Source organism: Streptomyces sp. NPDC058864, assembly GCF_042742985.1.
Lineage (GTDB): Bacteria > Actinomycetota > Actinomycetes > Streptomycetales > Streptomycetaceae > Actinacidiphila.
This window is the reverse complement of record NZ_JBHYMQ010000034.1, coordinates 44803-63946: the sequence shown is the minus strand read 5'-3', so window position 1 is coordinate 63946 and position 19144 is coordinate 44803. Positions and strand designations below refer to the sequence as shown.

16 protein-coding genes are annotated in these 19144 nt (G+C 74.7%); 8 read left to right on the top strand and 8 right to left on the bottom strand.

The genetic code is table 11. From position 1 onward, the window contains the following. Position 1 precedes the first annotated feature (1 nt). Positions 2-973, top strand: a complete 972-nt coding sequence (gene efeU / locus ACFW3D_RS24465; protein ID WP_500507041.1) for an iron uptake transporter permease EfeU — start codon at positions 2-4, stop codon at positions 971-973. Next, positions 891-1850 carry an SCO2278 family lipoprotein gene (locus ACFW3D_RS24460; RefSeq protein WP_500507075.1) on the top strand — a complete coding sequence of 320 codons (960 nt, stop codon included), beginning with the start codon at positions 891-893 and terminating at the stop codon, positions 1848-1850. The genes efeU and ACFW3D_RS24460 overlap by 83 nt, the downstream gene beginning before the upstream one ends. 24 nt (positions 1851-1874) lie before the next feature. Here the strand turns inward: ACFW3D_RS24460 and ACFW3D_RS24455 are convergent, their stop codons facing one another. Continuing rightward, positions 1875-2621 (bottom strand): bifunctional DNA primase/polymerase, encoded by a 747-nt coding sequence (locus tag ACFW3D_RS24455; RefSeq protein ID WP_500507039.1) that lies wholly within the window; start codon positions 2619-2621, stop codon positions 1875-1877. 438 nt (positions 2622-3059) lie between these two features. Here ACFW3D_RS24455 and ACFW3D_RS24450 point away from each other — a divergent pair, with 438 nt between their 5' ends. Then, positions 3060-3731 (top strand): biliverdin-producing heme oxygenase, encoded by a 672-nt coding sequence (locus ACFW3D_RS24450; protein WP_500507037.1) that lies wholly within the window; start codon positions 3060-3062, stop codon positions 3729-3731. 33 nt (positions 3732-3764) lie between these two features. Here the strand turns inward: ACFW3D_RS24450 and ACFW3D_RS24445 are convergent, their stop codons facing one another. From ACFW3D_RS24445 to ACFW3D_RS24430, 4 genes are all read right to left on the bottom strand, one after another. Then, positions 3765-5147, bottom strand: coding sequence for a serine hydrolase domain-containing protein (locus tag ACFW3D_RS24445; RefSeq protein ID WP_500507036.1), 1383 nt, complete (start codon positions 5145-5147; stop codon positions 3765-3767). Positions 5148-5611: 464 nt separating this feature from the next. Further along, on the bottom strand, positions 5612-6739 hold the full coding sequence (locus ACFW3D_RS24440) for a YeiH family protein (protein ID WP_500507034.1): 1128 nt from the start codon (positions 6737-6739) through the stop codon (positions 5612-5614). After that, positions 6736-7299 carry a cysteine dioxygenase family protein gene (locus ACFW3D_RS24435; RefSeq protein ID WP_500507032.1) on the bottom strand — a complete coding sequence of 188 codons (564 nt, stop codon included), beginning with the start codon at positions 7297-7299 and terminating at the stop codon, positions 6736-6738. Before ACFW3D_RS24435 ends, ACFW3D_RS24440 begins: the two co-directional genes overlap by 4 nt. An 86-nt stretch (positions 7300-7385) precedes the next feature. Beyond that, positions 7386-8291 carry a LysR family transcriptional regulator gene (locus ACFW3D_RS24430; protein ID WP_500507030.1) on the bottom strand — a complete coding sequence of 302 codons (906 nt, stop codon included), beginning with the start codon at positions 8289-8291 and terminating at the stop codon, positions 7386-7388. A 121-nt stretch (positions 8292-8412) separates the two neighbouring features. Between ACFW3D_RS24430 and ddaH the strand changes: the two genes are divergently transcribed. Then, positions 8413-9267 carry a dimethylargininase gene (gene ddaH, locus ACFW3D_RS24425; protein ID WP_500507028.1) on the top strand — a complete coding sequence of 285 codons (855 nt, stop codon included), beginning with the start codon at positions 8413-8415 and terminating at the stop codon, positions 9265-9267. Between the two features lie 19 nt (positions 9268-9286). Continuing rightward, positions 9287-10831 carry a phytoene desaturase family protein gene (locus ACFW3D_RS24420; RefSeq protein ID WP_500507026.1) on the top strand — a complete coding sequence of 515 codons (1545 nt, stop codon included), beginning with the start codon at positions 9287-9289 and terminating at the stop codon, positions 10829-10831. A gap of 9 nt (positions 10832-10840) precedes the next feature. Here the strand turns inward: ACFW3D_RS24420 and ACFW3D_RS24415 are convergent, their stop codons facing one another. Then, complete coding sequence (locus ACFW3D_RS24415; RefSeq protein ID WP_500507024.1) at positions 10841-11830, bottom strand: small ribosomal subunit Rsm22 family protein; 990 nt, start codon at positions 11828-11830, stop codon at positions 10841-10843. Between the two features lie 859 nt (positions 11831-12689). Here ACFW3D_RS24415 and ACFW3D_RS24410 point away from each other — a divergent pair. The 3 genes from ACFW3D_RS24410 to ACFW3D_RS24400 are packed head-to-tail and all read left to right on the top strand — an operon-like array spanning position 12690 to position 15263. Beyond that, on the top strand, positions 12690-14006 hold the full coding sequence (locus ACFW3D_RS24410; protein WP_500507022.1) for an MFS transporter: 1317 nt from the start codon (positions 12690-12692) through the stop codon (positions 14004-14006). A gap of 58 nt (positions 14007-14064) precedes the next feature. Next, on the top strand, positions 14065-14280 hold the full coding sequence (locus ACFW3D_RS24405; RefSeq protein ID WP_500507020.1) for a helix-turn-helix domain-containing protein: 216 nt from the start codon (positions 14065-14067) through the stop codon (positions 14278-14280). Between the two features lie 53 nt (positions 14281-14333). Then, positions 14334-15263, top strand: coding sequence for a DUF6891 domain-containing protein (locus tag ACFW3D_RS24400; protein ID WP_500507018.1), 930 nt, complete (start codon positions 14334-14336; stop codon positions 15261-15263). Here ACFW3D_RS24400 and ACFW3D_RS24395 read toward each other — a convergent pair. After that, positions 15260-17086 carry an ABC transporter ATP-binding protein gene (locus tag ACFW3D_RS24395; protein ID WP_500507016.1) on the bottom strand — a complete coding sequence of 609 codons (1827 nt, stop codon included), beginning with the start codon at positions 17084-17086 and terminating at the stop codon, positions 15260-15262. The genes ACFW3D_RS24400 and ACFW3D_RS24395 overlap by 4 nt on opposite strands. Continuing rightward, a complete protein-coding gene (locus tag ACFW3D_RS24390) occupies positions 17083-18819 on the bottom strand; it encodes an ABC transporter transmembrane domain-containing protein (RefSeq protein ID WP_500507014.1) in 1737 nt (578 codons plus the stop codon). The genes ACFW3D_RS24395 and ACFW3D_RS24390 overlap by 4 nt, the downstream gene beginning before the upstream one ends. Positions 18820-19144 lie beyond the last annotated feature (325 nt).

Here is a 19144-nt window from a genome sequence, read left to right as displayed (position 1 = left end):
GGTGTTCGCCAACTACCTGATCGGGCTCCGGGAGGGCCTGGAGGCCAGCCTGGTCGTCTGCATCCTGGTCGCGTACCTGGTGAAGACCGGCCGCAAGGAGAAGCTGCCGCCGGTCTGGCTGGGCGTCGGCACCGCGGTCCTGGTGAGCATGGCCTTCGGCGCGGCCCTGCAGTTCGGCTCCTCCGAGCTCACCTTCAAGGCGCAGGAGGCGCTGGGCGGTTCGCTGTCGATCGTCGCGGTGGGACTGGTGACATGGATGGTCTTCTGGATGCGGCGCACCGCGCGGCACCTGAAGGCCGAACTCCACGGCAGGCTGGACGCCGCGATCGCCATGGGGACCGGTGCGCTGGTCGTCACCTCCTTCCTCGCCGTGGGGCGGGAGGGGCTGGAGACCTCGCTGTTCATCTGGACCGCGGTGCAGGCCACGGACGACGGCGTGCGCCCGCTGGTCGGCGCGGTGCTGGGCCTGCTGACCTCGGTGGTGCTGGGCTGGCTGTTCTACCGGGGCGCACTGCGCATCAACCTCGCCCGGTTCTTCACCTGGACCGGCGCCATGCTGGTCGTCGTGGCGGCGGGCGTGCTCGCGTACGGCTTCCACGACCTGCAGGAGGCCGGCTGGCTGCCGGGGCTGCAGACGCGGGCCTTCGACATCAGCGACGTGATCCCGGCGGACTCCTGGTACGGGACGCTGCTGAAGGGCGTGTTCAACTTCCAGCCGGACCCGAGCCTGCTGCAGGTCACGGTCTGGGCGCTGTATCTCGCTCCCACGATGTTCCTCTTCCTCCGCCCCGGTAGGGTTACCGCGCCGGCCGTCAAGCCGTCCGCCGCAGCCCCGAAGGAGCCCACGTCCGATGACCCGCAGGCCGCGATTCCTGCCGGCGCTCGTCCTGTTGACACTGACGGCGGCACCGCTGACCGGGTGCGTGACGGTGCACGGGGAGCGGGCGCTCATCCCGTCGGCGACGAGGACTGAGGCCGCCAAGGCCCTGGCCCGTTTCACCGAGGTCAACAACGAGGCGAACAAGAAGCTCGACGCGAAGCTGATCGCCACCGTCGAGTCCGGCCCCCTCGGCGCCGTCGACGGGGCCGGTCTGCGCGCCCGGAACACCGCCACCCCCGGCGGCAACCCCGACTTCAAGGCGCTGGGCCTCCGCGACCCGCGCTTCCTGATACCCCGCCAGGTGGGCTGGCCCAAGTGGTTCGTGGCCGACGTCGCGCCTGAGGTGGGCGGCTCGGGCTCCGGCACGAACCGCTGGCTGATGGTCTTCGAGCGGGACGGTGCCCGTGACCCGTGGCGGGTGTCGTACGTCGCCGCGGTGCGGGCCTCCGCCGTCCCGGAGTTCACCCGTGACGCGCAGGGGTACGTGGAGCCGGTGGCGGCCGAGGGCTCCGGACTGGTGGTGGACCCCGGCGAGCTGGGCGGTGCCTACACCGGTTACCTGGCCAAGGGCGACGCGAAGGACGTGTCCGTGTTCGCCCCCGGCTCGTCCACCTCGGAGCTGATCACCAGCCGGGCCAAGAGCGCCCGTACCGCACAGTCGGCCACCCAGTTCGCCGACCAGCCCGCCACGGAGGGGGACTTCGCCCCGCTCGGGCTGCGCACCAAGGACGGCGGCGCGCTGGTCTTCTTCGCCACGCACCACACGGCGAAGATCACCATGCTGCGGGCGGGCGTCTCGCCGCAGGTCGACACGTACACCAAGGCGCTGATGACCGGCACCCCGAAGAAGTCGGTCACCCTGGGCCGGGTCGCCCGGCAGGCCGTGCTCGTCCCGGCGGAGCGGGACGGCGGCGGTCAGGTCGTCTTCCTCACCCGCACCGTGGGCCTGGTCGCCGCGCGCGGGGAGTGACCCGCGGGGCCCGTGCCGCGAGGGTCAGTGCAGCCAGCCGGCCGTCTCGGGCTCGGGCTCGACCTGGGCGCAGGCGTCCGTCAGCACCCCGAGCAGCGGCAGCGGGTCGGGCAGCGCCCGGTCCGGGCCGTGTCCGGTGACCCATGCGACGGTGGCGCCGGACGGCAGCCGCGAGGGCGGGAGCAGCACGTAGCTGGCGCGGCAGTGCCAGCGCAGGCCCGGGTGCTCGTCGAGGGTCTCGGGATGGCAGTCCAGCTCGCAGGGCCACCACTCGTCCTCGTCGGCCGTGGCGCGGGTGGCGGTGAAGAACAGCATCCGCCCGTCGGAGACCGCGACGGGCCCGGCCGCGGAGCCCTCGGCGGCCAGCCGCTCCAGGGCGATGCGGCCCGCCTCGGCGGGTACGTCCAGGACGTCGTGGGCGATGCCGGTGGCGGTGATGAAGTTGGCCAGCGGGTGCGTGCGCAGCCAGCGCCTGACCTGCTCGGGGTCGGTGGTGGCCTGGGTCTGCCAGGCGAAGGAGACGGGGTGCGTGCCCGGCGTGGGACAGCCGATCCGGTCACACGAACAGCGGTAGCCGGAGACGGGCGACGGATGGGCGGCCGGTGCCAATGGCAGGCCCGCGTCCGCGGCCTCCAGCAGGAGCTCGTCCCGGCGCAGGTCGTCCCCGTTCCGGCCACCGGCGGCCGCGCGGACCGCGGCTCCGTCCACGCCGGCACCACGCTCCCCCGCTTTGCGGCGCAGCCAGTCGGACAGCCTGCCCTTGGTGACCATCGAGCCCCTTTCCTCGCCCCGTGAACCCTTGCTCCACCCTACGTAACGAGGGAAAGGCCGTAGGCGGAATCCACGGATGGTTGAAACCATCCTGCTCCCCGTCCGCATTCCGGTGGCACGCGGGGTCCCCCCGTCAGGGGACGCCTCGTACGCCCCGATCCGGCCTGCCGTACCGGGGCGAAGGACATCGCATGCACCATTGGGTGATTTACCGGTCATTCGGGAATGATTTCCTCGTCGTCGCTGCTCGCGGCACCCGGGGCGGCGACCGGCGAGGACCGCGGGCCGGTGACCACCGTCACCTGCGGTTTGACGCGCCACCTGCCCCGGAAGGCGGATCCGCGCTAGCCTGGTTTTCCGACATGCTGTCGGCAACCCATTGACTTAGGGTTACCTAAGTTGCAACGATTCCTGCAGGCCCGACGCAGGAGGATTCCTTTGACGCCAGCCCACGGTTCCGCGACCGCGCCCTTCTCGGCCGTCATCCGCTCCGCCAGCCACGACCGGCACACCGAGGCGGAGTCCTCGACGTTCATCGGCGACCTGCTCGGCGGCCGCCACCCGGTCGCCGCCTACGCGCGCTACACCGAGCAGCTCTGGTTCGTCTACCGGGCGCTGGAGGACGCCGCCGCGCAACTCGCCGGCGACCGTGTGGCGGGCCCCTTCCTGCGCCCCGAGCTGATGCGCGTCGCCGCCCTGGAACGCGACCTGGACCATCTGCTCGCCCCCGGCTGGCGCGACCGCGCCGCCGCGCTGCCCGAGACCCTCGCCTACGCCGACCGCATCACCGGGACGGCCCGCACATGGCCGGCGGGCTACGTCGCCCACCACTACACCCGCTACCTCGGCGACCTCTCGGGCGGCCAGGTCATCCGCGGCATCGCGGAGCGGACCTGGGGCTTCGCCCGCAAGGGCGACGGCGTGCGCTTCTACGTCTTCGAGGCGATCGGCAACCCCGCAGCGTTCAAGCGCGAGTACCGGAGCCTGCTGGACGCCCTCCCGGTCGACGAACTCGAGAGGCAGCGGGTCGTGGAGGAGTGCCGGCGGGCCTTCGCCCACAACTCGGCCCTCTTCGCCGCGCTCGGCCGCGAGTTCCCCCTGACGGCCTGACAGCCCGGCAGCCCGGCGGAACGGTACCGCGCGTCAGCCGAGTGGGGAGGTCCAGCCGGCGGGGTCGACCCCGCCGGGGACGGGGGCCGTGGGGTCGTAGGGGGTGCGGGTGAAGACGAAGGAGCCGAGGTCGAGGTGGCTGACGGCGCCGCCGGGGGTGCGCACGGCACGCAGGGTCTCGCCGTCGTAGTAGCCGTCCAGGCCGGTCCAGGTGCCGTCCGGTTCCGCGCGGAAGCGGGCGCCGCGGGCGGTGCCGGAGAGGGCGGTCAGTTCCAGGTCGCGGCCGGCACGCAGGCGCAGCACGTGCGGGGCGGTGCCCCAGTACCAGGGGCCGGTGAGGGCGAGCAGTTCCGGGTCGGCGTCGGAGACGGGCCGCCAGGGCTCGGGGATGCGGGGCTCGCGTTCGGCGACGAGGCGCAGCAGGTCGGCGGCGATCGACGTGGCCGGGGCGCCGGTGGTGGAGTTGGCGAGGACGACCGCGCCGAGGCCCTCGGCGACGTCGCACCACAGCCCGGCCACGAAACCGGGCATCGAGCCGCCGTGACCGACCAGCACCCGGTCGCCCGGGGCCCTCAACAGCTGTACGCCGAGGCCCTGGTCGCCCCCCGGAGCGGCCGGCCGGCGCATCTCCTCCAGCGTCGCGGGCGCCAGGACGCGCTCGTCGCCCGCGGCGAGGAACGCCGCCCAGCGGCACAGGTCGTCGGCGGTCGACCACAGTTCGCCCGCGGGGGACATCCGTCCGGTGTCCTGCACGGCCTCGGCCATCATCAGGTCGGCGTACGGGTGGACGGCCCAGCCGCCGGCGTGCGGGGCCCGCGGGCGGCGCGTCGTCCGGGTCATCCCCAGCGGCTCGAGGACCTCGGAGGTCAGCACCTCGTCCCAGGGCACGCCGTCCTGGAGGGCCTCGACGACGGCACCGAGCAGGGCGAACCCGGGGTTGGAGTAGTGGTGGCGTTCACCGGCCGGGTGCAGCCGGGGCGTCCCGCCGAGGAGGTCGGCGGTCTCCGGGCGCAGTTCCCCGGGCGTGCGCTCCCACCAGGGGCCGGGGGTCTCGGCGGCCAGTCCCGCGGTGTGCGTGAGGAGTTGGCGCACGGTGACCCCGTCGGCGGGGGTGCCGCCGATGTGCTTCTCGACGGGGTCGTCCAGCCCGAGGCGTCCCGCGTCGCGCAGTCGCATCACCAGCACGGCCACGAAGGTCTTGGTGATGGAGCCGATCCGGTACTGGGTGTCCCCGTCCGGCGCGTGCCCGTCCACGCAGGAGCGCGCCCCGGTCCACACGGCCTCGCCGTCCCGGACGACGGCCGCCACGAGGGAGGGGGTGCGGCTGTCGGACTGGGCGACCGCGACGCGGTGCAGCAGGGCCCGGCGGGTGTCGGGGAGCAGGGCGTCGTCGGGCTCGGTCTGCGGTGTCGGCATGCGCTCACCTTAGAGGTCGCCCCCGACGGGGTGCCGGGCGCACGGCACCGGCCGTCCCGTCCCCGCGGTCGCCCTCGGCCTGCCCGGCCTCGCTGGGCCGTGTCGTCAGCCGAGCTTCCCGGCTACCGCTGGGAGGTGCCCCCGGCGCGGTGCGTCGCGGGGCGGAGACCGTCCGTCCTCGTAGTCGGCCACTCGGACGATTCGGCAACTCCCCAGGACCGAAGGCCGGGGCAGGACACTTGACGGCATGGCCCGGACGCGGGCGCGGCGATGCCGGCCGCGGTCGGCGAGAGGCGGACGTCGGCTCCGCCCTGGACGATCCGATCCGGCAGGCCGGTACCGCGCTCGGCACAGCGACCCCCGGTTCGCTGCCGGCCGGCGGCTTCGCCCGCGAGCCCTCGGCCGCCCCGGCGCGTGAGGCGGACCTCGCCGCGGGGTGCCGCACACCCGTCCGGCCGCGGGCGTCAACTGGTCAGGAGCACGCCGGCGTAGGAGACGGTGGCGATGAGGGTCCAGGAGATCAGGCCGACGGCGGCCACCCGCGGCCCGGTCCGCGCCAGGGTGGCCAGGTTCACCATGCTGCCGAGCCCCACCATGGCCATGGCCAGCAGGACTTGCTGCAGCTGCTCCGCGCCGTCGAGCACGCCGGCCGGCAGGACTCCGGTGCTGCGTACGGCGATCATGACGAGGAAACCGACGACGAACAGGGGCAGCAGCGGGGTGCGCGCCACGGAGGCGGAGGCGGCGGCGTCCGGCCCCGCGGCGCCGGAGGCGGCGCGCCGCCGGCGCAGGCCGAGGGCGACCGCGGCAACCAGGGGCGCCAGGAGCGCGACGCGCATCAGCTTGACGAGCACCGCCTCGCCGAGCGCCGCGGGGCCCGCGGTCTGCGCCGTCGCGACGACCTGCCCCACGTCGTGCACGCCGGCCCCGGCCCAGCGGCCGAACTGGACGTCGTCCAGACCGAGCGGGTGGTGCAGCAGCGGCAGCACGCCGATGGCGAGGGTGCCGCAGAGCGTGACCAGGGCCACGGACGCGGCGACGTCCTCCTCGTCGCTGCCGGTGACCTGGCTCACCGCGCCGATGGCTGAGGCACCGCAGATCGAGTAGCCGGTGGCGATGAGCAGGGGCTGGTCGCCGGGCAGGCCCATGCGGCGGCCGAGCCGGACGGTGCCCCAGAAGGTGGCGGCCACGACGCAGACCACCATGCCGGCCGTGGCCCAGCCGAGGCCGAGCACGTCGTCCAGGCTCAGCTGCAGCCCGAGGACGACGATGCCGACCCGCATCAGCCGTTTCCCGGCGAAGGTCAGTCCGGCCCGGGCACGGCCGCGCAGGGTCGTGCGCAGGCCGGGCAGGTTGGCGGCGGCGATGCCGAGGACGACGGCGGTGGTGGGCACCGGCACGGCGGGCAGCAGCAGGTGCACCACGGTCGCCAGGGCGGCGCCGACGGCGGCCACCAGCAGGCCGGGCAGCACGGCCGCGGCGGCGCGGCGGCGGCCCGCACCGGCTCCGGCGGGGGCCGCGGCACCGCGGGTGGCCGGGGCCGCCGCGGCGGGGGTGGTCGCGGGGGCGCGCGTAGGGGTGCGGAGGTTCACCGTTCGCCGACCGGCAGCCGGTAGACACGCCGCACGCTGGAGCCCAGGCGGGAGATGTCGGCCCCGTAGATGTGCAGCGATATCGCCTTTCCGCGGCCGCCGTTCCACACCTCGTGGATGTCGCCGGGCGGCGCGAAGCCGCAGACCTCGCCCTGGGCGTTGACGACGTCCTCGGTGGGGACGAGGCGGGAGCCCTCGCCGTCCGGGACCAGCCGGTAGCGGCGCTCGTGCTCCCGGCCCTGGTGCACGCCCGTGACGCACCACGAGACGTGGTCGTGGATGGACGTCCGCTGCCCCGGCAGCCAGACGAGGGCGACGATGGAGAAGCTGCCGTCCTCCTCGGCGTGCAGGACGTGCTGGCGGTAGCGGTCCGGGTCGCCCTCGGTGTGCCGCTCGGCCAGCAGGCCGGGGGCGCCGAGGTGCGGCGCGAGCCGTTCGCCCACCAGGTGGGCCGTGGGGCCGGGCGGCAGGCCACGGCCGACGGCCTCGCGCACCTCGTCGACGAGGCGGGCCAGCCGGGCGGTGGGCGCGGAGAGCGCCGGAACGGTCGCGGAGGTCATGCCCGCAGCGTCCGTGCGCCCGGGCCCGCGCGTCCACTGACAGTTCCTTCACCCCGCTTTGCCCCTCCTTATGGATGGGCTCCGGGTCAGCAGCCGCTGCGCCGCTCGGCGACCGTCCGGAGCGCGTCGAGCACCAGGACCGTGGCCGGGATCCGCAGGTGGTCCCGCGGCACGTACGCCGCGACCCGGCGGCGGGAGACGGGGTCGAGCGGCCGGCCGGTGACCCGGTCCAGCCGCATGAAGGACAGCACCAGCCCGGGCATCATCGCGACCCCCAGCCCCTCGGCGACCAGCGACTGCACCACGAGGTTGTCGTCGGTGGCGAAGGCGATGTCGGGGGCGAAGCCCAGCTCGGCGCACTCGTGGAGGAAGTTGACCCGGCAGCGCATGCAGCCGGCGATCCAGCGTTCGCCGGCCAGGTCGCCGAGCCTGACCGAGCGGGACCCCGCGAGCCGGTGCCCGGCCGGCATCAGGACCATGAGCTGGTCCTCCAGCAGCGGGATCTCGACCAGGTCGTCCGGCACCGCCTCGTGCAGCCCGGGGTAGGTGAAGGCGAGGGTGATGTCGCACTCGCCGCGGGTGACCCGCTCCAGGGAGTCGGGCGGCTCGTCCCCCAGCAGCTCGACCCGTATGCCGGGGTGCTCGGCCGCGAGCAGGGCCAGGGCCTCGGGGATCAGGGTGGCGTTGGCGCTGGGGAAGGCGCACAGCCGCACCCGGCCGGTCTCCAGCCGGGTCACCGCCCCTATCTGCTCCCAGGCCACGGACATGCTGTCGAGGATGGTCTCGGCGTGCCGGGCCAGGGCCTCGCCGGCCTCGGTCAGCCGCATGCGCCGTCCGACGCGGACGAAGAGCGCGGTGCCCACCGAACGCTCCAGCGCCTTCATCTGCTGGGTCACCGCGGGCTGCGTGTAACCCAGCGCCACGGCCGCGGCCGAGTACGAGCCGGCCGTGACCACGGTGTGGAACGTCTTGATGTGCCTGGAATCGAACACCCACGAATCATAAGAGGAACTTGGGTCAACCCGGCACGGGGCCTCCCGGTGCTTCTGGGACCCCTGCGCCGGGAGTGTTTGCGTCCGCAATCCGGTGCGCGGTGTCCGCTGTGGGTCCACCATGTCACTACGGCCTCAACCACACCGCGAGGAGCCTTCATTGAGCGCAGCGCGAACCGCCTCGTACCGCCGGTATCTGATGTGTCCTCCCACGTACTTCCGCGTCACGTACTCCATCAATCCCTGGATGGACCCCACGAAGCCGGTCGACCCCGCGCTCGCCCTGCTGCAGTGGGAGGACCTCCGCGACCGCTACCGCTCGCTGGGGCACACCGTCGAGATCCTGCAGCCGCTGCCGGGCCTGCCGGACATGGTCTTCGCCGCCAACGGCGCCACCGTGCTCGACGGCCGGGTCTTCGGCGCCCGCTTCGCCAACCCCGAGCGGGCCGCGGAGGCCCCCGCGCACCGCGAGTGGTTCCTGAACCGCGGCTACGGCGAGGTGCACGATCCGCACCACGTCAACGAGGGCGAGGGGGACTTCGCCGTCACCGAGAGCTGGCTGCTGGCCGGGAAGGGCTTCCGCAGCAGTCCGCTGTCGCACGCCGAGCTCCAGGAGTTCTTCGGCCGCCCCGTCATCGGCCTGGAGCTCACCGACCCGCACTTCTACCACCTGGACACGGCGCTGTGCGTGCTCTCCGGCGACGAGATCATGTACTACCCCGACGCCTTCTCCCCGGGCAGCCGCGCGGTGCTGCGCCGGCTCTTCCCCGACGCGCTGACCGCCACCCGCCAGGACGCCACGGCCTTCGGGCTCAACTGCGTCAGCGACGGCCTGAACGTCCTGGCCCCCTCCGGGGCCACCGGGCTGCTGCGGCGGCTGCGCGAGCGCGGCTACCAGCCGGTGCCGGTGGACATGTCCGAACTGCACAAGGCGGGTGGCAGCGTGAAGTGCTGCACCATGGAGCTGCGCGACTGAGCGTGATACCAAGGGGCACATGTCGCAGCAGCTGCCCCTCCGCACCTCGTACGACGCCGTGATCGTCGGCGGCGGCCACAACGGCCTGGTCGCCGCCGCGTACCTCGCCCGCGCGGGCCGCTCCGTGCTGCTGCTGGAGCGGCTGCCCGGCACCGGCGGCGCCGCCGTCTCCACGCGGGCGTTCACCGGTCTGGACGCACGGCTGTCCCGGTACTCGTACCTGGTGAGCCTGCTGCCCCGGAAGATCGTCGACGACCTGGGGCTGCGTTTCGCTGTGCGGCGGCGGCGCATCTCCTCGTACACCCCGCACGGTGACGGCGGGCTCCTCGTCGACGCCGAGTCGCCGTCCGCGACCCGCGAGAGCTTCGTCCGGCTGACCGGTTCCGACCGCGACTTCGAGGCCTGGCAGCGCTTCTACGGCATGACGCAGCGGGTCGCCGAGCGCGTCTTCCCGACGCTGACCGGGCCGCTGCCCTCCCGGGCCGGGCTGGAGCGGACCGTGGACGACCCGGAGGCCTGGTCGGCGCTGTTCGAACGGCCGCTGGGCGAGACCGTCGAGTCCGTCTTCGAGGACGACGTGGTGCGCGGCGTGGTGCTGACCGACGCCCTGATCGGCACCTTCAGCCACGCCCACGACCCCTCGCTGCTGCAGAACCGCTGCTTCCTCTACCACGTCATCGGCGGCGGCACGGGCGACTGGGACGTTCCCGTCGGCGGCATGGGCGCCCTCACCGACGCCCTGGCGGACGCGGCGCGGGCGGCCGGGGCGGAGATCGTGACCGGCACCGAGGTCACGGCGGTCGAGACCGACGGCACCCGGGCCGAGGTGTCCTTCGAGGGCGGCAGGGTGGGGGCGGGCCACGTGCTCGTCAACGCCTCCCCGTACGCGCTGGCCGGGCTGCTGGGCGAGGCCGCCCCGCAGAAGCCGGAGGGCGCCCAGCTCAAGGTGAACATGCTGCTGAGGCGGCTGCCGCGGCTGCGCGACACCGCGGTGGACCCGCGCGACGCCTTCGCCGGCACCTTCCACATCGCCGAGTCGTACACCCAGCTGGACCGGGCCTACCGCGAGGCGGCCGAGGGCACGGTGCCCTCGGCGCCGCCCTCCGAGATCTACTGCCACTCGCTGACGGACCCCTCGATCCTCTCCCCCGAGCTGGCCGCCCAGGGCGTGCACACCCTCACCCTCTTCGGGCTGCACGCCCCGGCACGGCTCTTCGCGGACGACCCGGCGCAGGCGAAGGAGACCCTCCTCAAGGCCACCCTGGCGCAACTGGACGCGGTGCTCGCGGAGCCGCTGGCGGACTGCCTGGCGGTGGACGGGGACGGACGGCCGTGCATCGAGGCGAAGTCCCCGCTCGACCTGGAGCGGGAGGTCGGCCTGCCCGGCGGGCACATCTTCCACCGCGACCTGGCGTTCCCCTACGCGGAGTCGGGCGGCGGCGCCTGGGGCGTGGGGACCGCTCACGCGAACGTGCTGCTGTGCGGGGCGGGCGCGGTGCGCGGCGGCGGGGTCAGCGGCGTCCCGGGCCACAACGCGGCGATGGCGGTGCTGGGCGGCCGGTGACGCGGGGCGCTACTCCTGCTCGGCCTCGGGCGGCCAGGCGTCGCCCCACGCGACGTCGCGGGCCGCGCGGTACAGCGGCCCCTGCCGCTTGGTCACGGTGTCGCGGCGCAGGCCGTCCTCGACCGTGCACAGGTCGATGAGGACCTGCCCCTTGCGGATCTGCGGGTGCCGCACCACCCGGTCCGGCACACCGGCCCGGGCCGCGGGGAAGCGGGCGGCGGCGACGTAGCTGAACTTCTCGTCCTCGTACGGCAGGGAGCCCCCCTTGACCTGCCGGTGCAGCGAGGTCCGGGCGACCCGAGCCGCGAAGTGGCACCAGTCCGGGGCCTGCACCGGGCAGGTGCCGTCGTGGGGGCAGGGGGCGAGGACGTGGAAGCCCTCCGCGACGAGCCTCTCGCGCGCCGCGAGGACCCGCGCGTAGCCGTCGGGGGTGCCCGGCTCGACGACGAGCACGGCCCCGCGCGCCGCCCTGGCGGCCTCGGCGACGACCGCCTCGCGCTCCGGCGCGGTGAGCTCGCCGATGACGTACGAGAGCGTGACCAGGTCCGCCTCCGGCAGCCGGGCCCCGCTGCCCAGCGGTGTCTTCTGCCAGCGCGCGTCCCGGACGGCCGCGTGCTCCGAGTCCGCGGCCAGCTCACGGCCGAGCGAGAGCGCCGCGTCCGACCAGTCGAGGACGGTGCTGGTGTGCGTCCCCTCCTCCCAGGCGTCGGCGACAGCCCAGGTCGCGGCCCCGGTCCCGCCGCCCACGTCCAGGTGGCTGTCCGGCGCCCACTCCCCCGCCCGGGCCCGGAACTCCGCCAGCGCCGCGCCGACCGCGGCATGGGTGGCAGGCATGCGGTACGCCGCGTAGGCGGCGACGTCGGAGCGGTCGCGGAGGATCGGGGTGCTGCTCGGAGTACGCCCCCGGTAGGTGGCGATCAGCCGGTCGACGGCCTGGGTGGCACGGCCGGGCGGGAGCCCGTCGAGGAGACCGGCGAGGGCGGATTGCAGAGAGGACACAAGGGTCAAGGGTAAGGCTCGCCCGGAGCGGGCCGGGCCGGTCGGCGGCACCGCCTGCGCCTCCACGGCCGCGGCTGACGGGCCGAGCCGGGGCCCGGCGACCGTTCGGGCAGGCGGGACGGGGCTTCGAGCCGCGTTCGGCTGTCCCGCCGTCTCGCGCCCCGCGGGCGCACAGATGCGGGCTGCGGACGGGGAGGGTGGGCGCGGGCCTTCTCGGCGGTGTGCGGGTCGGTGGTCGGCGGGGGTTCAGGCGCCGGAGCGGGCGGGCTTTACGGCGGCCGAGGTCTCATCGCCGTCCGCGGGTATGGATGGCCGGTTGCCACGCCCACCCTTGGTGGGTGGCGCGCCCGCCGCAACCCACGTCCGCGGGTGCTTCCCCTGCAGTCCTTTCGGAGATCGGGCTCTGCTCCGCCGAGCATGCCGGCGAAAGCGGGCCCGATCTTCCCCCGCTCAAAGATCGGGCTCTGTTTCGCCACCTGTATCGGCGAGAGCGAGCCCGATGTCCCCTCAACAGCACCTCGAAGCACCCGCGGACGCCGGTTACGGCGGGCGCGCCCACCACCACGAGTGGGCGTGGAAGCCGTTATCTCCACCCGCGGACGGCGACGAGACCCCGGCCACCGTCAACGCACCCCGCTCCGGCGCCTGAACCCCGCCCCGCACCCACCCGCGGACCGCGGCCAAGGCCCACGCCCACCCCTCCCCCTCCGCAGCCCGCCGCTGTGCGCCCGGAGGGCGCGAGACGGTGGGACAGCGGCACAACCAGGTGAGGAACTCAAAGTCCTGGCCGGCCCGGGGGTGTGGCACCCGGCACCCGGCACCCGGGGACTCCGGAAGCCAGGCCCTAGGATCAGCCGCCATGACCTCTGCGGGCGATCAACCAGGCGACCCACGGCGGGACTTCGGCCGGCTGTGGGGCGCCTACGCGGTGAGCGCGGCGGGGAGCGCGGTCGGCTCCGGGGCCCTGCCGCTGGTGGCCGTGCTGGCGCTGGACGTCACGACCTTCCAGGTGTCCCTCCTCGCGGCGCTGTCGGGGCTCGCGGGCGCCGCCATCACCCTCCCCCTGGGCGGCCGCGTCGAGCACCGCCGCAAACGTCCCGTCATGATCACCGCCGATCTGCTCCGCTGCCTCGTGCTGCTCAGCGTCCCCGTGGCGGCGGCCCTCGACGTGCTCGCCTTCGCCCAACTGTGCCTGGTGGGCATCGTCCAGGCGGCCGCGGCCATCGTGTTCGGGGCGGCGAGCACCGCGCACCTCAAGGGCCTCGTCCCGCCGCGGGAGCGACTGCGGTCGGCCTCGCGACTGGAGACCACCAACTGGCTCAGCCTGAGCGCGGGGCCGCCGGTCGGCGGGCTGCTCGTCACCGCCTTCGGGGCGACCGTCACGCTGGCCGTGGACGCGTTCTCCTTCCTGCTGTCCGCGCTGGGCGTCCGCCGGATCCGCCGTCCCGAGCCGGAACCCCCGGCACGGTCCGGGTCGCACGGCCGCGGCCGGGACCTCGTGGCCGGCTGGGCCTACGTCCTGCGGCACCGCGGACTGCGACCGCTGTTCTGGAACGCCATGCTCTTCGGCGGGGCCATCATGATGAGCAATCCGCTGCTGGCCGTCCTGATGCTCCGTGAACTGCACTTCACCCCCTGGCAGTACGGTCTGGCGCTGGGGCTGCCGTGCCTCGGCGGCGTCCTGGGCTCCCGCCTCACCGCCCCGCTGACCGGCCGGCTCGGTCCGCACCGGGTGCTGCTCCTGTCCGGGGTGCTGCGCACTCCCTGGCTCCTGCTGCTCGCCTGGGCGCCGGCCGGCCCCCTCGGGCCCGTCGTCCTGATCACCGCCGACACCTTCCTGCTGCTGGCCGCCGGGGTCTTCAACCCGTCCTTCCTGACGTACCGCATGGCCGCCACGGACGACGGCGTCATGACCCGGGTGGTCACCGCGTGGTCGGTGGGCTCCAAGACGGCCCAGCCCCTGTCCATGCTGGTCGGCGGTGCCGTCGCCGCCGCAGGGGGCGTCCGGCTGGCGATCCTCGTCGCGGGCGTGCTGTGCCTGGCCAGCGCGCTGCTGCTGCCGTGGCGTGCGCTGCCGTCCGCGGCCGCCGGCCCCGGGCCGGCGGAGGCGCGGGCGGAGGCACGGGAGGACGCGCGGGAGGAAACCGGGCCCTCGGAGAAGCCCGCCGCGATGTGAACGGGCGCCCCGCAACGGGGGGTTGACGTTGACAACCCCGGGTTGTCACCCTGGGGGCATGGCTGACACCAAGGACCTCTCCCCGTACGAACCGGCCCTCCGCCGCATCAAGGAGGTGCGGGCCCAGGCCGTCCACCACGCCCGCCTGGCCCAGGAGTTCGCCGCCGAGCGCCGCACCCTGATGCAGGAACTGATAGACCAGGGCGTGTCGCAGGCCGACATCGCCCGGGAGCTCGGCGTGAGCCGTCAGGCGATCCAGAAGATGCTCGCCTGAAGCGCGGCGCGCGGACCATGGCCCCGGGCGGCGGTCCGTGCGAGGGTGGCCGCATGCTTCCCATCACCGTGCGCAGGGAGAACGGACGGCGGCACGTCCGGGTCTCGGAGAGCGAACTCGCGGAGCTGGTGGGCGGGATCGGGGCCGGTGGCGATCTGTTCCTGATCGTCCAGCGGATACCGGACTTGCCGGAGCACTTCCTGCAGGTGTGGCACATGGCCGGCGACGACTACTACCAGCTGGAGCACCGCGACGGCGGGAACGACCGCCACTACGTCGTGTATGTCGACACCCCCGAACCCGTGGCGGACGTCGTGGCCGCGATGACCGGCTGGGCCCGCGGGGAGAAGGGCTGGGACGACGGGCTCGCCTGGACCCGTCTGAAGCTCCGGGCCCCGAAGCGGGCCCGCCCGCTCGAGCTCGACGACCACGAACGCGCACGCCTGGAGGCGCGGGTCCGCGAAGTGCTGGTCGGCGGATACGCCACACGGGACGAACTGGCCGAGATCGCCGAGCAGTTCCCCGTCCCCGGGAGACGGCGTCCGGTCTCCCCCGAGCAGGCACGGGAACTCGCCGACCGGATGTGGCTGGAGCGCGTGGCGGAACAGGCCCACTGGCAGGGCGAGACCGACCCGGAACGGCTCACCGCCGCGTTCGAGGCTCTGGAGGCGGCGGGCATCACGGCGCGGGAGAACTTCACCGGCCCCCGCTCGTCCGGCGACTCCGGGATCGGCGCGGCGGGCGCGCCGGACGCCCGCGGATTCGTCTGCTTCCACCCCGGGTGCACGGACGCGGCGGCCGCCGGACGGGGACTGCCCCTCCTCTACGGCGGCTTCGACGGCTCACCCGGGACGACGGCGGCGATCGGCCGGGAGGTCGTCGCGGCCCTGACGGCGGCCGGTCTGCCGTCGGAGTGGGACGGCGCACCGGGCAGCGTCATCACGGTGACCCCGCTTGACTGGCGCAAACGGCTGGTCGGCTAGGCCCTGTCGTCAGCGCGGGGCAGGGGGACCCCGACGACATCGCCTGACGCCCGCCCGGGGGGCTCCGGGGCGTCCGACGTGCCGTGCCAGGAACGCCAGAGGGCCGCGTAGGCGCCGCCGGCGGCCACCAGGGCGTGGTGGGTGCCGAGTTCGGTGACCACGCCGCGGTCCATCACGGCGACGCGGTCCGCGTCGTGCGCGGTCTGCAGCCGGTGGGCGATGGCGATGACGGTGCGTCCCCGCAGGACGCGGGCGAGGGCGCGCTCGGTGCTGCGCGCCGTCGTGGGGTCGAGCAGGGCGGTGGCCTCGTCCAGGACCAGGGTGTGCGGGTCGGCCAGGACGACCCGGGCGAGGGCGAGTTGCTGCGCCTGGGCGCCGCCGAGGCGGTGGGCACCGCCGCCGAGCTCGGTGTCGAGGCCGTCCTTCAGCTCACCGGCCCAGCCGGCGTCCACGGCGGCGAGCGCGGCGCGCAACTCCTCGTCGGTGGCGGACGGTCCGGCGATGAGCAGGTTGTCGCGGAGCGTGCCGTGGAAGACGTGGTGCTCCTGGGTGACCAGGACGACCTGGCGGCGCAGCTCGTCCGGGGCGAGGTCGGCGACCGGCACGCCGCCGACGGTGACGAAGCCGCTGCGGGGCCGGTCGACGCCCGCGAGCAGCCGGCCGAGGGTGGACTTCCCGGCCCCGGACGGGCCGACCACCGCGAGCCGTTCCCCGGGCCGTACGTCCAGATGGACGCCGTGCAGCACGTCGCCGCCGTGACCGTAGGCGTAACGGACGTCCACGATCTCGATGCGGCCGTCGGCGGGCACGGCCGCGGTGGGCGGCCCGGCAGCGGGGACCACGGCCAGGCCCTCGACGCGCGCGTACGAGGCCGCGCTGCCCTGCAGGTGCTCGACCCACATCAGGAGGTTGTCCAGCGGCCCGACCATCTGCCGCAGGTAGACAGCGGAGGCGATCACGGTGCCGAGGGAGACGGCGCCCCGCGCGTGCAGCGCGCCGCCGGCGAGCAGCACGCACACGACCGGCAGCGTGTAGGAGACGTCCACGGCCGGGAAGAGCACCGTGCGCAGCCCGAGCGTGCGCAGCCGGGTGCGGCGGGCCTCCGCGATGGCCGCCTCGGCCGTGGCGACACGGCGTTCCTGCAGGCCGAGGGCCTCCACGGTGCGGGCCCCGCCCGCCGTGGCCGCGAGCTCCTCGGCGAGCCCCGAGTTGGCCGCGCCCTCGGCGAGGTAGGCGGCGCGGGCCCGGCGCAGGTACCAGCGCAGGGCTACCGCCATCACCGCCATGCCGGCCAGACCGCAGAGCCCGAGCAGCGGGTCCAGCAGGACGACGGCGCAAACGACGAACAGCACCTGGACGCAGGAGATGAGGACCTCGGGCAGCGCGTCGCGCAGCGTGACGGCGACGGCGGTGACGTCGGTGGTGCCGCGTGCGGCCAGGTCGCCGGTGGGGACCCGCTCGACGGTGGCGGCGGGCAGCGCGAGGGTACGGTCGAGGAAGCGTTCGCGGATCCGGGCCGCGGCGCGCTCGCCGAAGCGGGCGCCCGCCTTGAGGGCCTGCCGGGACAGCAGGATCTGCAGCAGTGTGCAGGCGGCGATGGCGAGCGCCAGCCGGTCCACGGACGCGAGGGCGGCGCGGCCCGGCGCGTCCTTGACGGTGTCCACGATCGCGCCGAGCAGCCGCGGCCCGGCGAGCCCGGCGGCCGCGGCCAGCGCGTTGAGGACGAGTACGCCGGTGAACGCACGGTGGTCGGCGCGGAGTTCGCCCAGGGCCGCACGGCGGACCCGGGCGCGGTCGGCGACCGGCAGCGCGTCCGCCGTCATCCCGCCACCTCGCCCGCGCCCCGTGCCACCAGCGCCCGGTAGCCGGCCTCGTCGCGCATCAGGTCGTGGTGCGCGCCGGTGGCGGCCGCCTTGCCGTCGACGAGGAACACGACGACGTCGGCCTGTTCGAGCACGAGCGGGGACGTCGTGGTGACCAGGGTCGTGCGGCCCTGCCGTGCGGCGCGGAGCCGCGCGGCCATCGCGGCCTCGGTGTGGGCGTCGACGGCGGAGGTCGGTTCGACGGCGAGCAGGGTCTCCGGGGCGGCGTGCAGGGCGCGGGCGAGTCGCAGGCGCTGCCGCTGGCCTCCGGAGATGTTGCGTCCCTGCGCGGCGACGGCGGAGTCGAGGCCGTCGGGGAGGGCGTCGACGACGTCGTCGGCGACGGCGGCATGGACGGCCGCGCGGATCGCGTCGTCTGCGGGCTCGTGGCGTCCGGCGACGACCTCGCGGACGGTACCGGCGAAGAGGTCGGCCTCGTTGTCCGCGACGAGGACGCGGTCGCGCAACTGCCCGACGGGGATGTCGTCCAGCCGGACGTCGCCCCAGGTGGCGTCGGAGGAGGCGAAGCGGCCGAGCCGGTCGACGACGGCGACGGCGTCCTCGGGGTGGGTGGCCGCGAGCGCGGTCAGCAGCCCGGGGCGGACCTCCACTCCGGAGTCGGGGTCGCGCAGCACCGCGGGCCCGTCCGGGACGTGGGCGGTGGCCCGGCCCGGGTCGTCCGGGTCGTCCGGGTCGCCGGCGTGCTCGGGCCGCAGGGCGAGGAAGCGGGTGACCCGCCGGGCGGCGACGGTGGCCCGGGCCAGGTCGGCGCCGCCCTCGATGAAGAAGGCCACCGGAACCACCAGGACGGCGACGTAGCCGTAGACGGCGACGAGGTCGCCGACGCTGATCGAGCCCTCCGCGGCCATCCGCGCGGCCAGCCAGGTCACCACCGCGAGGAAGAGCGCGGGGAGCCCGTTGCCGAGGGCACCGACCCAGCTGGTCACGGCGCCGACCCGGTACCCCTGCTCGCGCAGGTGCGCGGAGTCGCGGCGGTAGCGCGCGGCGTGGGCCTCCTTGCCGCCGAGGCCGCCCAGCACCCGCAGTCCGGTGACCACGTCGACCAACCGGGCGGTCAGTGCGCCCTGTTGCTCGCGGTAGCCGGCGCCGACGCCCTGCAGCCGGCGCAGCAACGGCCCGACGGTGACGGCGAGCAGCGGCACTCCGGCCAGCACCACGGCGGCGAGCAGCGTCGATATGGACAGCAGCAGCACCGCGACGGCCACGTAGGCGACGACGGCGCCGACCCCGGGTCCGGTCACGGTGAGCGACTGGGCGATGGCCTGCACGTCGCTCATGCCGATGGCGACGACCTCGCCCGCGGTGACCCGGCGCGGCAGGGTGGCGCCGAGGCGCGTCGCGTGCGCCACGGTGGCCCGGACGGTGCGGAAGGAGGCGTCCATCCGGACCTTGGTCATGGTCCGGTGCCGGGCGATGCCCAGCCACGCCGTGACCGCGCTGCCGGCGAGCAGCGCCGCGGACCAGCCGGCGAGGGCGCCGTGATCGTGGGCGCGCAGGCCGTCGTCGACGGCGCGCGAGAGCAGGTAGGGCGACAGGGCCAGGCTCGCCGTCCATGTGCTGCCCAGCACCGCACCGAGGGCCACGCGGCGGCGCTGGCTGACGACCAGCCACCACAGGAACCGGACCGGACTGCCGATGTCCATGGCGGTGGGAGCGGTGCGACTGCCTGGCATGGCCACACCATACTGACCCGGTCCGTCCGCTCCGTCACCCTCCCCCCACCCGTCCCGGAACGAGCGGTTCCGACAGCGCGCGCCCGTATACGAAGGGACGGCGCGCACCGCGCTCCGGCCGGGGGCGCACGAACCGCACGCCGGAGTGCGTCCGGAGCGCGGACAGGGGACCCTCGACCCCGTACGATCAGGAACGATCCCCAGACGGCGTCGTACCGCATCACAGGACCCCCCAGCGGACAGATCAAGCCGAATGTGAACTTCAGGACAACTGGCCTCCGAAATTTCGTAAACCGCAGCGAACGCACAACTGTTTGGCATAGCG

Bases quoted from the DNA above. Each gene is read 5' to 3' on its own strand.
- ACFW3D_RS24400 (WP_500507018.1), top strand. From the start codon at position 14,334: ATGCTTCCCATCACCGTGCGCAGGGAGAACGGACGGCGGCACGTCCGG.
- ACFW3D_RS24435 (WP_500507032.1), bottom strand. From the start codon at position 7,299: ATGACCTCCGCGACCGTTCCGGCGCTCTCCGCGCCCACCGCCCGGCTG.
- ACFW3D_RS24455 (WP_500507039.1), bottom strand. From the start codon at position 2,621: ATGGTCACCAAGGGCAGGCTGTCCGACTGGCTGCGCCGCAAAGCGGGG.
- ACFW3D_RS24445 (WP_500507036.1), bottom strand. From the start codon at position 5,147: ATGCCGACACCGCAGACCGAGCCCGACGACGCCCTGCTCCCCGACACC.
- ACFW3D_RS24410 (WP_500507022.1), top strand. From the start codon at position 12,690: ATGACCTCTGCGGGCGATCAACCAGGCGACCCACGGCGGGACTTCGGC.
- ACFW3D_RS24390 (WP_500507014.1), bottom strand. From the start codon at position 18,819: ATGCCAGGCAGTCGCACCGCTCCCACCGCCATGGACATCGGCAGTCCG.
- ACFW3D_RS24420 (WP_500507026.1), top strand. From the start codon at position 9,287: ATGTCGCAGCAGCTGCCCCTCCGCACCTCGTACGACGCCGTGATCGTC.
- ACFW3D_RS24405 (WP_500507020.1), top strand. From the start codon at position 14,065: ATGGCTGACACCAAGGACCTCTCCCCGTACGAACCGGCCCTCCGCCGC.
- ddaH (WP_500507028.1), top strand. From the start codon at position 8,413: ATGTCACTACGGCCTCAACCACACCGCGAGGAGCCTTCATTGAGCGCA.
- ACFW3D_RS24395 (WP_500507016.1), bottom strand. From the start codon at position 17,086: ATGACGGCGGACGCGCTGCCGGTCGCCGACCGCGCCCGGGTCCGCCGT.